Below are 11,943 nucleotides of genomic sequence, written 5' to 3' on the forward strand. Positions count from 1 at the left end.
TACGGCCCCATTACCCGGTTGGCGTGCGTCCAGACGATGTACACCACCCAGTTACGGCCATCTGCGGTGCAACGAACAAGGTATTCACCGCTACTACTGTAATGGCTTCGGAACTCGTACTGCCCGCAACCACGGATGTTGTTCTGCGCCAAGGTGGCGGTAATTCCGGTGTTGACGCGCTGGTTCCACGAACCTGGATAAGTTTCAGCTACTGAACGGTTTTGGGGCGGCTCAGCTTGCCCACAAGCGGCAAGTACGCCTGCCGCTAGCACACCGATTAGTATCCCTTTAGCCCGGAGCATCATCTGACCTAAACCCGCTCGATGATGGTGGCTGTGCCCATGCCGCCGCCGACACACAGGGTCGCCAGCGCCGTGCCCTTGCCGGTGCGCTCCAGCTCGTCCAGCAGGGTGCCCAGGATCATCGCGCCGGTCGCGCCCAGCGGGTGGCCGAGCGCAATCGCGCCGCCATTGACGTTCACCTTGTCGTGCGGGACGCCAAGGTCTTCCATGAAGCGCAGGACGACTGCCGCAAACGCCTCGTTCATCTCGTAAAGATCGATGTCTTCCGGGTTCATGCCGGCTTTCTTCAGCGCCTTGCGGGCGGAAGGCGCCGGGCCGGTCAGCATGATGGTCGGCTCAGAGCCGATGGAGGCCATGGAGCGGATGCGCGCGCGGGGTTTGAGACCCAGCTTCTCGCCCATCTCCTTGTTGCCGATCAGCACGGCCGCCGCACCGTCCACGATGCCCGACGAGTTGCCCGCATGGTGGACGAAGTTGATCTTCTCAACGTCGGGATAGCGCTGGATCGCGACGTTATCGAGGCCCACAAAGGCCGCGAGATCACGGAAGGCGGGCTTAAGGCTCGCCAGTGACTGCATGTCGGTTTCGGGGCGCATATATTCGTCATGGTCCAGCTGCGTCAGGCCGAGCTGGTTCTTCACCGGCACAACCGACTTCTTGAACCGGCCTTCATCCCACGCCTTCTTGGCGCGCTTCTGGCTCTCCACGGCATAGGCGTCCACGTCATCGCGCGAATAGCCATATTTGGAGGCAATCAGGTCCGCCGAGATGCCCTGCGGCACGAAGTAATGGTCAAAGGCCATTTCCGGATCGACGACCATCGCCCCGCCATCAGAGCCCATGGGAACACGGCTCATGGCTTCCACACCGCCGCCAATGGCCATGTCGGCCTCGCCGGACATGACTTTCGCTGCCGCCAGGTTCACCGCCTCAAGACCCGACGCGCAGAAACGGTTCACCTGCGCACCGGCCACGTTCTCGGCATAACGCGCGTTGAGCACAGCGGCGCGGGCAATGTCCGCGCCCTGCTCGCCCACCGGCGAGACGCAGCCCAGGATCACGTCGTCGACGAGGCTGGTGTCGAGATTATTGCGCTCGCGAATGGCCTGAAGCTGCTGGGTGGCCAGTTGCAGAGCGGTGATCTCGTGCAGTGTGCCGTTCTTCTTGCCCTTGCCCCGCGGTGTGCGGGTGGCGTCATAGATATAGGCGTCGGTCATGGGAAACTCCCTGTTGGCGGTTTCTTATTCGCAGCGGTATCGGACCCAGTCGTAATGACCGTCCTCCACCGTGATCTCGTCCGGGCCGGTGGCCCTTATGGTCAGTGTCCTGTCAGGTTCGCTCTGGCCTTCGGCGGTGCAGGAGACGCGGGCAAAGCTCATCTCGCCCTCCCGGCCCAGCTCCAGCACGTCGCAGGCAAGTTCGTAGAGGCCCCAGCGCTCCGCAGTCAGCGTGAACATGCCTTCCGGCCCACACGCCCTGCTCATGCCCCAGCGGCCTGCGAAATTCGCGTTGAAATGGCCCAGCGCACCAATGGCGTCCGCGCTGTCAGGAACAGGGTCCGTGCCGGATTGCTCTGCCTCATCGTCAACGGTCATGCCGTCAACAGGGTCGGAGCGCAGATCCTCTTCCGGCGGGCGGTCAGGCGGCTCGCACGCGGCAAGAATGAAGGCAGCGGCAATGGCGGTGAAAAACATATTGCGGGTCATCGGGTGTCTCCGTTTTCGGCCCCCTTCACCACAACTTCGAAATTCACCGAGTTGGCGATGTAGCAGCGCTCATGGGCCTCGTGATGAAGCCGGGCGATGTCATCAGCGCCCGGGCGCTTGTCACCTGAAAAGGATATCTCGGGCCGAAGTTCCACAAATATCATGCCCATGCGCCCGTCTGGCCGCTTGCCGAGCGCGCCAATCGCCTTGTCCTCATAGCGGTCAACGGTGAAACCGGCCTTGGCTGCAAGGGCGAGAAAGAACAGCATGTGGCAACTGGAAAGCGCCGCCACGAGGGCCTCTTCCGGGTCCACTGCCGCCGGGTCTGACATTGGCACGGGCACCGATGTCGGGGCAGACGAACCCGCCACCACCGCCCCGCCATCAAAGTGCCAGTCATGGCGCCTTGAATAGCGGTTGGACGCGAAATCCTGACCATCGCGCGTCCAGACAATCGTGGCGGTGTGTTCAGACATTCACGTCTCCCTCACGCCTTGCCCATCGGATTGGCGATGACGCGCGCCGAGGCTGTTGCCGTGGCCGCGAGTTGCCCGTTGGAATCAAACAGCTCGCCTGCCAGATAAGCGACGGTCTTCCCCATCTGGACGATCCGGGCCTTTACCCGTACCCGTCCGGGAAGCACAGGGCGCAGAAAGCTGACATTCAGATTGATCGTGGGTGCGTAGGACTTGCCATCGCTTGCCAGAACGATGGCTGGCCCCATCGTGTCGTCCAGCATGGCAGCCAGAAACCCGCCCTGGATCGTTCCAGCCGGGTTGAGGAAGTCCTCCCGGGCCTCGAAGCTCACCTCAATTGCGCCCTCCGCAGCATCTCCGCCTTCATAGCGCCAGCCCAGCAGTTTTGCTGCCGGCGGGGCGTGATTTTCAGAGAAGAAAGGGGGCGGCTTGCTCATCCCTACAGCGTCCGTGAAATCAGCAGCTTCATGATCTCGTTGGTGCCGCCATAGATGCGTTGCACGCGTGCATCGCGCCACATGCGGGCAATCGGGTACTCGTTCATGAAGCCGTAGCCGCCATGGAGCTGGACGCATTCGTCCACCAGTTCGCACTGGATGTCCGTGACCCAGTATTTCGCCATGGAGGCAGTGGAGGCATCCAGCTTGCCCTGAATGAGCAGGTCGGAGCAGTGCTGGACGAACACCTCGGCGATGGTCGCCTTGGTTTTCAGCTCGGCCAGCTTGAACTGGGTGTTCTGGAACTCGATGATCGATTTGCCGAACGCCTTGCGGTCCTTCACGTAGGCGATGGTCTCGGCGAGCGCGCGCTTCATCATGCCCACGCCCTGCACCGCGATCTGCAGGCGTTCCTGCGGCAGCTGCTCCATCAGATGGATGAAGCCCATACCCTCGCTCTCGCCCAGCAGCGCGTCGGCCGGCACCCACATATCCTCAAAGAAGAGCTCGGCGGTGTCCTGGGCTTTCAGGCCCACCTTGTCGAGATTACGCCCGCGCCGGAAGCCTTCCAGCCCGTCGGTCTCGATCATGAAGAGCGAGGTGCCCTTGGCACCTGCCTTGGGGTCGGTCTTGGCCACGACAATGATGAAATTGGCCGTGCCGCCATTGGTGATGAAGGTTTTCGCGCCATTGATGCGATAGCCATTGCCATCTTTTACAGCGGTGGTTTTCACGCCCTGCAGGTCAGAGCCTGCGCCCGGCTCGGTCATCGCAATCGCGCCGACATACTCACCCGAAATGAGCTTCGGGATCAGCTTTTCTTTTTGCTCTTTCGTGCCGTAATGCCAGACATAGGGACCGACGATGGAGTTGTGCAAAGACGCGCCCCAGCCATCAACGCCCAGCTCTGCCACCGCCATGTGGAAGGCATAGTCATGGCGCCAGTCGCCGCCCGCGCCGCCAAACTCTTCCGGCGCTGCCGGGCAGAGAAGCCCCGCCTCACCGGCCTTGTTCCAGATCTCGCGGTCGACGACGCCTTCCTTCTCCCAGCGGTCACCATGGGGCAGGCATTCCTTTTCCAGGAAACCACGAACGGCGTGGTCGAACATGTTGACGTCTTCCTGGTCGAGCCAGGCGGGCTTGGGATTGGCCAGAATGGCGGCGGCATTGGCGGACATGGAAGCGTCTCCTGTAGGCGTTTGGATCAGAATTGTTCGGCGGTCAGAGCCATCATCGTGTCGGCCCCGGCCTCCACCTTGGCCAGATGCGCGTCGGCATCGGGCAGCCAGCGCTGCAGGAAGTAATGCCCGGTCGCCAGCTTGGAGGCGTAGATGGGATCGTCAGAGCCTTCGGCGATCTTCTCCAGCGACACTTTCGCCATCCGGCCCCACATCCAGGCAAAGCAGGTCAGGCCAAAGAGGTGGAGATAATCGGTCGATGCCGCACCGGCATTGTCGAAATTCTCCAGCCCCTTCTCGACCAGCCAGTTGGTGGCTTTTTGCAGCTTGGCCTTGGTTGCGGCGAGACCGTCCAGGAAGGGCTCCAGCTCCTTATTGCCTTTATTGTCGGCCACGAAGGCGTCCATCTCGGCAAAGAAGGTGTTGATCGGGCGCATGCCGTTCATGGCGAGCTTGCGGCCCACCAGATCGAGCGCCTGCACGCCGTTCGTGCCTTCATAGATGAGGGTGATGCGTGCATCGCGCAGAAGCTGCTCAATGCCCCATTCGCGGGTGAAGCCCGACCCGCCATGGATCTGCAGGCCCTTTGAGACGCTGTCATAACCCTTGTCGGTCAGATACGCCTTCACGATGGGGGTGAGCAGCGCCATGTAGTCGCCGGACTTGGTGCGGGTTTCCTCATCCGCGCCCTTGTGTTCCAGATCGCCCTGCAGCGCGGTCCACAGCGTGAAGGCGCGGCCTGCCTCGACGAACACTTTCTGGTCCATCAGCATGCGGCGCACATCGGGGTGGACGATGATCGGATCAGCGGGGCCATCAGGGTTTTTCGGCCCCGTCAGCGAGCGGCCCTGAATGCGGTCTTTGGCAAAGGCCAGCGAGTACTGGTAGGCGGTTTCGGCGAGCGCGAGACCCTGCAGGCCGACGCCCAGGCGCGCCTCGTTCATCATCACGAACATGATGCGCAGACCCTTATTCTCTTCGCCGACGAGCCAGCCTGTCGCGTCATCATAATTCATCACGCAGGTGGCGTTGCCGTGAATGCCCATCTTCTCTTCCAGCCCGCCGCACTTGACCGTGTTGCGCTTGCCCGGGTTGCCGTTCTCGTCGGGGATGAATTTGGGCACCACGAAGAGCGAGATGCCCTTCACGCCAGCGGGCGCGCCCTCAACGCGGGCGAGCACGAGGTGGATGATGTTCTTGCTCATCGGATGCTCACCGGCCGAGATCCAGATCTTCTGGCCCGTGATGCGATAGCTGCCATCGCCATTGGGAATGGCGCGGGTGCGCAGCATGCCAAGGTCGGTACCGCAATGCGGCTCGGTCAGGTTCATCGTGCCTGACCATTCGCCGGAGATCATTTTCGGCAGGTAGAGCTGCTTCTGTTCATCCGAGCCGCCCACATAGAGCGCCTGCGCGGCACCGCCGGTCAGACCCGGATACATGCCGAACGCCATATTGGTGGCCGTCACCATCTCGTTGAAGGCCAGGTTCAGATAGTGCGGCAGGCCCTGCCCGCCATATTCGGGGTCGGCTGACAGCGCCGTCCAGCCGCCCTCGGTCAGCTGGTCATAGGCTTCCTTGAAGCCTTTGGGGACCACCACCTCGCCATCGGGCTGAAGCTGACAGCCCTCATGATCGCCCACCTTGTTGAGCGGGTAGAGCACGTTCTCGCAGAACTTGCCGCCTTCTTCGAGAATGGCATCGACAATATCGGCGCTGGCATCGGAAAAGCCCGCCAGATTGCCGTATTGCTGCACATTCAGCACATCGTTGAGGACGAAGCGCTGGTCACGGATAGGGGCGCGGTAGCTGGGCATGAGGGGTGTCTCCGGGTCGTAAATTGAAAATCATTCAGTCAGCATGATGCAGGCGGGCTAGTCCGGCGGTCCCACCGACCACTGAACCAGGCGGGCGGCGGCCAGCGCCTCGAAGGCGCGCGCGCGGCGTTTGATGTCTTCGGGCGGCTCGCGGTCATTGAGGCGCTCTTCCATCCACACGCAGCCTGCTTCCAGCTCGCCTATCGCGTCATCTATGTCGTCGCGCTGGCGTTTCAGGTCTTCGATACGCGCGCGGAAACGCTCAATGGAGTTTTCCAGATGACCGCGGCTGGCGTGCTCTGTCGCCTCAAGATCAAGCATTTCCTTGATCTCGGCCAGCGAAAACCCGACGCGCTTGCCGCGCAGGATGAGGATGAGGCGCGCCCGGTCCGCCGCCGTGTAGAGCCGGGTGGCCCCTTTGCGCTGCGGCGTGATGAGGCCCTGCTGCTCGTAAAACCGCAAGGCACGCGGCGTCACGCCGAACGAGGCGGCGAGATCACGTATCGAATAGAGTGTCTCGGACGGGGGTGTGGCCTTCATGCGCGCACTTTCGATCAAGTTGACGTTCACGTCAACGTCAATTCGAGTTAACGCGCGACATCCTGCATGCCGCCTTGACCGCGCCCCAATGGCGCGCTTGGCTCTGGCTCGAGACTGCACCGAGGGAATGATACGCCATGCCTGTCAGCACCATACTACTCGCCCTGTCACTGGCGGCAACGCCGCCTGCCGGGCCGTCGCGGCTTGATCCGACCGACATCGAGGCGCTGGAGGCCCTGCTGCGCGCGATGGATGCCGCCGAGGAGGAACAGGAGGCGGCCAGTGATCAGGACGCTGCCGATGAGGCTCTTCCTGTCAGTGATGAGCTCGATGACAGCGCCGCGCCCGCAGACGATATCGGGCAGGAAGACGCAGCCGGAGACGACGGGGCCATTGACGAAGAAGCCCGCGACGAAGACATCGCAGACGAGGAGGCCGCTGAAAGCCCGGAACTGCCGGATGCTCCCGATGCCGATCTGGCTGATGAAGCAGGTGATGAAGCAGGCGAAAGCCCGGCCAGTGACGTGCCAGCGCCGGATGCTGAACTGGCAGCCGATGAGGGTGAGGCGGCGCAGCCCGCCTCACCCGAAGCCAGCGCCATGCCTGCGCTGCGCCGGATGACGCCCCATATCGGCATGGATCAGTATGAAGCGGTGCGCGGCGCGGCTCTGGGCGATGGTGTCGCGCTAAGCTGGCGCATCAATGTCGGGCCGCTGGAAAGCTCCGGCGCGCCAGATGCCGACACGCCGCTGGCCAATGGCGCAGGGCTGCGATCGCGCACTTTCATCGCCGGAAACAGCGGGGCGGGGGAGCGCTCGGACAGCGGGACGTGGCTTTATGACTTCGAGGCCAACCGCATCCTGACGCTCAATGGCGCCGGCAGCAGCTATAGCAACACATCGATTTACGCCGCCGTCCGGCGCAATGTGGACATCTACGCCGCCCTGTCGCAAGGCGGGCAGGCCGAAGAGATCGCGTTCGGGCCGCAGACAAGCTTTCACCGGTTCTGGCTGGAGGCCGCCATGAGCGTGGCCGCTGCCCCGGCGGATCTCACGCAAACCACGCGGCCAGCCGAGGCGCATGATGGCGCACCCGCGGGCGGCACCGTCACCAGCTGGTACCGCGAAGAGGGCGGTTCGCCCGTGGCCAGCGCGTGGACCGGGTGCGAGGGCGTGGAGCTGAGCCCTGCCCGGCACCGCAATCTCATCACGGCCTTAGCCCACCGGGTGGCTGTTCATCCGGATATTCTGACGGCCTTGCGCGATGGCGGCGAGCCGTTGTGCGCGCTGTCCTTTGCCGTCATCAGCCCCGAAACCCCGCAAGGCCGGGTCGAGCACTGGCGGCTGGACGCGGCCGAGCCGGTGGCGTTTGCCGAGCTCGGCTTTGAAGATGCCAGCCTCGGTTTTGGCAATCAGGAACTGATAGATGCAGAGCTGCGCGATGCCATTGCCTCGGCGCTGAGCGGTGAGCTCGGCAACCCGCCCTCCCCGCCTGATTTCATGGTGGAGATTCAGGGCCTGCAGCGCGAAGACGATTTTGCCGGTGCCTTGCTGACACTCATGCAGGAAACCACCCATTTTGATCTGTGCCCGGCCGAGACAATCGGTTCAGAGCGCCTCGCGTGCGCCGGTGCCGAGAGGCTGGCCACGGCAGGCGTGGGCAATGCCGGGTTCGAGGCCATATCCGAAGCCACGCAGGCCGCCGGCGAAGGCGCGCACCGTCTCGCGGTGGAGCGCGTGCGGCCCTATCTGGACCGTGATGGTCACGCAGGCTCGGCTGCCCGCGCCATGGTGGCCCGCCAGCTGATCGAATGGGGCGAGGAAGGGCTGACCGAACACCCCGATCTCGATCCGGCCGGGCTGCTCACCGAGGCGCTGGCGATGGATCCGTTTGCCGCAAACCTCTACTGGCATCTGGCCACGCGCTATATGGCCGCCGGCGCGCCCGATGAAGCGTGGTTCTTGCTGGATGCAGGACGCGCCCTGCCCGGACGTGCGTCCACACCCACGCTCGACCAGGCAGACAGCCTGGAACGGCGGCTGCGATTGCTCGCTCCAGCCCTGTTCCCCGGCCATGCAGAACAGTGATCGCAATTTAAGGAAACTTTACGCGCCGTTAACCGCATCGCGGGCTCTTGTTAACTGTTAAGGACGGGGGTGGAACGCCCGTGTGCAACGGATAGCTGTGGAAACACCACATATTGCGGTCAGCGATCCGGTTTACACAATATTAACCGTTCCGCTACCTTCGCCCTATCGGGTCGGGAGCGCGTGAGTCGGATGACATCCGGGACACCATGGAGCGTTAAAGGCATCGACCCGCGTGCGCGGGCGATGGCCAAGACAGCTGCGCGCCGCGAGGGCATGACGCTCGGTGAGTGGCTGAACCGCGTCATCCTCGAAGACGGCCCCCTGTCCAGCGACTGGTCCGACCGGCTGAGCGCCTTTCCCGGCTTTACCGCATCGCCCGATGGTGATGGCGGCGGTGGCGGCGATGATCTCCATGAAATGATCGCGCGCCTGGGTGCCCGCATCGAGGCAGCAGAGTCGCGCGCGCAACTGGCCATTTCTGGCGTCGACCAGTCGGTGAACGGGCTGGCCCGGCGTCTGGAGCGCATCGAGGACGGGCTGGAGGACGAGGAAGAATCCACCCAGGCGGCCCTCACCCGCATGCGCGCCAGCCAGGACGAGCTGATGGACCGGCTGCGCAAGCTGGAGCGTAATGGCGGCAGCGGCGACACCGCGCCGGTGCGCGCGGTCGAGACGGCGCTGGGCAAGGTGGCCGCACGCCTTTACGAGACCGAGCGCGATTTCCGCGCCGAGATTGACGGTCTGCTGGACCGTGAGGACCGCCGCAAGGACGGTGCGGAAAAATCGATCCGCACGCTGGCCGAACGCATCGAGGAGGCCGAGCGGCGCACGCGCGCCGAAGAGCAGTCGCTGCGCGATCTGGTGGAGCAGCGCCACCGCGACATGACAAGCGCGCTTGAAGGCATGCATGACAGCTCGCGGACCATGCAGCGCCGCCTCGTCGCCGCCGAAAGCGCCACGCATCAGGCAGCTGATGCGCTGGCCAAATCCCATGAGCGTCTGGAAGCGCGCCTTGCCCAGCTGGAGCAGGGCAGCAGCTCTGCCATGACGCAGGAACAGTTCCAGCAGCGCTTTGACCGGCTGGCGACCGAGCTGGCCGAAGTGATCCGCGATACCCGCCGGGAGTTTGCCGGACAGCTTGATGCGCTGTCGCGCTCTGGCGGGCAGGGCGGACGGTTCGAGCAGGCCCTGCAGGCCACTGAAGCGCGCCTGTCGGCGGCTGAAACGCGTCAGGCTGATACGCTGGCGCGCATCAGCCAGGAAGTTTCCCGCCTCGCCCGCGCCATCGACCGGCGCTTCACCGACAATGAAAGCCGGATGGAAGCGCGTCTGCGCGAGGATGAGCAGCGCCGCCACCAGCTGCGCAATCAGGCCGATATCGAAGCGCGCCTTGACGATGTGCGCCGGGAAAGCAGTCATGCTGTCCGGCAGATCGGCGAACAGGTGGCAAAGCTTGGCGAAACGCTGGCCGAGCGCGTCAGCAATGCCGAGGAACGCTCTGCCAAGGCACTGGAGGCCGCTGGCGAACGCATGGCCCGCGTGGTGGAAACACTCGATGCCAATGGACGCGCACGTCCCGAGGACGATGTGCTTCAGGAGCGCATTGCCGCCTCGGAAGAACGTACCGCCCAGCGCATCGCCGAGGCGATGGAAGGCGTGCACGCCCGCCTCGACGCCGCGCGCAGCGAGACCGCCGACACGCTCTCGCCCGTTCAGCGCGCCATGACGGCGCTTGCCGAGCGGCTGGAAGCCATTGAGCAGAATGCGCTGCACGAACCGCCCCGGCGCAAAATGCCCGCCGCCGCGTTCGAAAAGCGCGCTGAAACAGCCAGTGAACCGGCGCCAGAGGCCGACAGCTTTGCCAGCCCGCTGCAACCGCCGCCCGGCCAGCGGGACGCGGCCCTGCAGGGCGAGTTCGCGATTAGTGGCGCGGACAGCTTTGTCGTTGCGGTGGAAGACCCGCTCACCAGCACGCAGCGCCAGGATTTCGACGAGCCGGCAGATAGCGGCGCGGATGACGATGTCTGGCAGGAAGCGCCGCAGCCCGCGCCGATGCCGGAACCCTCCCGGCGCACGCGCGTCTCGCAAGTGCTGGGCGCTACGGCGGACGCCGAATTCCTCTCGGCTGCGCGGCGCAAGGTCCGCATGGGCGGTTCTGATCCGGCACGCTTTGACTATGCTGCCGCTCAGGCTCCCAAGGCTGAAGGGTCACGCAGCCGCTGGCTGCTGGCGGGGGTGAGCCTTCTGGGCTTCCTCGCACTGGGCGCGGCGGCTGCCTTCGTGCTGACCGATGGCTTTAATCGCGGCACGCAGACGGCTCAGAGCGACATTTCTCCTGAAGCGCTGTCCAGCCTGTTTGCCGATGTGCGCACCGAACCGACCGCTCAGGCCGAACCGGCTCCGGCTGAACCTGCCAGCGCAGACGAGAGTGCATCCGCCAGCAGCGATGAGGCTGCGACCGCAGACGCGCTAGATACGCCAGTTGAAGTGAGCGCGGCTCCGGCGCGACCCGTTCAGACCCCCGCCCCTTCCACGCAGCAGGCAGAAGCTCCGGCAACGGCCCAGCCTGCCGCCAACACGCTTCCCGACACCCCGGTGACACTGGAGGCCGCCGCGACCGCTGGCGATCCGGTGGCACGCTACCAGCTGGCTCTCCAGCGGTTTGAGGCAGGTGATACGCAAGGCGGCGTCACCCTGATACGCCGGGCCGCCGAACAGGGTGTGCCAGATGCCCAGTTCCGCTATGGCCGCATGCTGGAGCGTGGTGAGGGCGTGACGGCCGACCCTGAATCTGCCCGCCAGTGGATCGTGCGCGCAGCCGAGAACGGCCATCTGCGCGCCATGTACGAGGCTGGCGTGGCGTATGTGAACCTCTCCCCCACACCGGCCAACCAGCAGGCTGCCGCGCGCTGGTTTGAGCAGGCCGCCCTGCACGGCATGGGCGACAGCCAGTTCAATCTCGGCCTGCTGTTTGAAGAGGGCTTTGGCGTGCCGCAAAGCGCCGCTGATGCCTATGCCTGGTTCCTGATTGCCGCAGCGGGCGGAGACAGCGCCGCCTCCGAGCGCGCCGCGGGTCTGCGCCGGGAACTGTCAGCCGAGGAGCGTGCTGCTGCAGAGGATGCCGCGCGCAATTTCGCGCCGCGCACGCTGGACCCTCAGGCGCAGGGACGCTACCCCGCACAAGCCTGGGAACAGGGTACCAGCCCGCGGCTGATTGCACGGGCGCAGGAATTACTGCTTGCGATGGGTTATGATACCGGTCCGGCTGACGGGGCCTATGGCCCGCGAACCCGAGAGGCAGTGGTGGCATACCAACGCGCACAAGGACTGGAAGCGAGCGGAGCGATCGATACCGCTCTGGTCTCCCGGCTCGAGCGCGGCCCGTCCCGGTAGGGCG

Annotated in this window: 9 protein-coding genes; 2 read left to right on the top strand and 7 right to left on the bottom strand. The window is 64.4% G+C overall.

What is annotated here, in order from left to right; genetic code table 11:
- Positions 1 to 310 precede the first annotated feature (310 nt).
- From ACQ5ID_RS10140 to ACQ5ID_RS10170, 7 genes are read right to left on the bottom strand one after another with little or no spacing between them, the layout of a single operon-like run.
- Positions 311 to 1,519 (bottom strand): acetyl-CoA C-acetyltransferase, encoded by a 1,209-nt coding sequence (locus tag ACQ5ID_RS10140; protein ID WP_429912336.1) that lies wholly within the window; start codon positions 1,517 to 1,519, stop codon positions 311 to 313.
- 24 nt (positions 1,520 to 1,543) lie between these two features.
- Positions 1,544 to 2,008: a hypothetical protein gene (locus tag ACQ5ID_RS10145; RefSeq protein ID WP_429912337.1), complete on the bottom strand. Its 465-nt coding sequence runs from the start codon at positions 2,006 to 2,008 to the stop codon at positions 1,544 to 1,546.
- Positions 2,005 to 2,484: an OsmC family protein gene (locus tag ACQ5ID_RS10150; RefSeq protein WP_429912338.1), complete on the bottom strand. Its 480-nt coding sequence runs from the start codon at positions 2,482 to 2,484 to the stop codon at positions 2,005 to 2,007. The genes ACQ5ID_RS10145 and ACQ5ID_RS10150 overlap by 4 nt, the downstream gene beginning before the upstream one ends.
- A gap of 11 nt (positions 2,485 to 2,495) precedes the next feature.
- The gene (locus ACQ5ID_RS10155) at positions 2,496 to 2,921 is read right to left on the bottom strand and encodes a PaaI family thioesterase (protein WP_429912339.1); all 426 of its coding nucleotides are present in this window, start codon (positions 2,919 to 2,921) and stop codon (positions 2,496 to 2,498) included.
- A gap of 2 nt (positions 2,922 to 2,923) precedes the next feature.
- Entirely contained in the window at positions 2,924 to 4,099 is a 1,176-nt protein-coding gene (locus ACQ5ID_RS10160; RefSeq protein WP_429912340.1) for an acyl-CoA dehydrogenase family protein, read from the bottom strand.
- A 26-nt stretch (positions 4,100 to 4,125) separates the two neighbouring features.
- A complete protein-coding gene (locus tag ACQ5ID_RS10165; RefSeq protein WP_429912341.1) occupies positions 4,126 to 5,916 on the bottom strand; it encodes an acyl-CoA dehydrogenase C-terminal domain-containing protein in 1,791 nt (596 codons plus the stop codon).
- Between the two features lie 57 nt (positions 5,917 to 5,973).
- The gene (locus ACQ5ID_RS10170; RefSeq protein ID WP_429912342.1) at positions 5,974 to 6,456 is read right to left on the bottom strand and encodes a MerR family transcriptional regulator; all 483 of its coding nucleotides are present in this window, start codon (positions 6,454 to 6,456) and stop codon (positions 5,974 to 5,976) included.
- A 137-nt stretch (positions 6,457 to 6,593) separates the two neighbouring features.
- On the opposite strand from ACQ5ID_RS10170, the gene ACQ5ID_RS10175 reads away from it, so the two are divergent.
- Both ACQ5ID_RS10175 and ACQ5ID_RS10180 read left to right on the top strand, forming a co-directional pair.
- Positions 6,594 to 8,543: a hypothetical protein gene (locus tag ACQ5ID_RS10175; protein ID WP_429912343.1), complete on the top strand. Its 1,950-nt coding sequence runs from the start codon at positions 6,594 to 6,596 to the stop codon at positions 8,541 to 8,543.
- A gap of 192 nt (positions 8,544 to 8,735) precedes the next feature.
- Entirely contained in the window at positions 8,736 to 11,939 is a 3,204-nt protein-coding gene (locus ACQ5ID_RS10180; protein ID WP_429912344.1) for a peptidoglycan-binding protein, read from the top strand.
- The last annotated feature ends 4 nt before the right edge of the window (positions 11,940 to 11,943 follow it).

The sequence above is a fragment of the Glycocaulis sp. genome (genome assembly GCF_050485565.1).
Lineage (GTDB): Bacteria > Pseudomonadota > Alphaproteobacteria > Caulobacterales > Maricaulaceae > Glycocaulis.

Excerpts from the sequence above, each read along its gene's own strand:
- ACQ5ID_RS10140 (WP_429912336.1), bottom strand. The coding sequence starts at position 1,519 with ATGACCGACGCCTATATCTATGACGCCACCCGCACACCGCGGGGCAAG.
- ACQ5ID_RS10145 (WP_429912337.1), bottom strand. The coding sequence starts at position 2,008 with ATGACCCGCAATATGTTTTTCACCGCCATTGCCGCTGCCTTCATTCTT.
- ACQ5ID_RS10150 (WP_429912338.1), bottom strand. The coding sequence starts at position 2,484 with ATGTCTGAACACACCGCCACGATTGTCTGGACGCGCGATGGTCAGGAT.
- ACQ5ID_RS10155 (WP_429912339.1), bottom strand. The coding sequence starts at position 2,921 with ATGAGCAAGCCGCCCCCTTTCTTCTCTGAAAATCACGCCCCGCCGGCA.
- ACQ5ID_RS10160 (WP_429912340.1), bottom strand. The coding sequence starts at position 4,099 with ATGTCCGCCAATGCCGCCGCCATTCTGGCCAATCCCAAGCCCGCCTGG.
- ACQ5ID_RS10165 (WP_429912341.1), bottom strand. The coding sequence starts at position 5,916 with ATGCCCAGCTACCGCGCCCCTATCCGTGACCAGCGCTTCGTCCTCAAC.
- ACQ5ID_RS10170 (WP_429912342.1), bottom strand. The coding sequence starts at position 6,456 with ATGAAGGCCACACCCCCGTCCGAGACACTCTATTCGATACGTGATCTC.
- ACQ5ID_RS10175 (WP_429912343.1), top strand. The coding sequence starts at position 6,594 with ATGCCTGTCAGCACCATACTACTCGCCCTGTCACTGGCGGCAACGCCG.
- ACQ5ID_RS10180 (WP_429912344.1), top strand. The coding sequence starts at position 8,736 with ATGACATCCGGGACACCATGGAGCGTTAAAGGCATCGACCCGCGTGCG.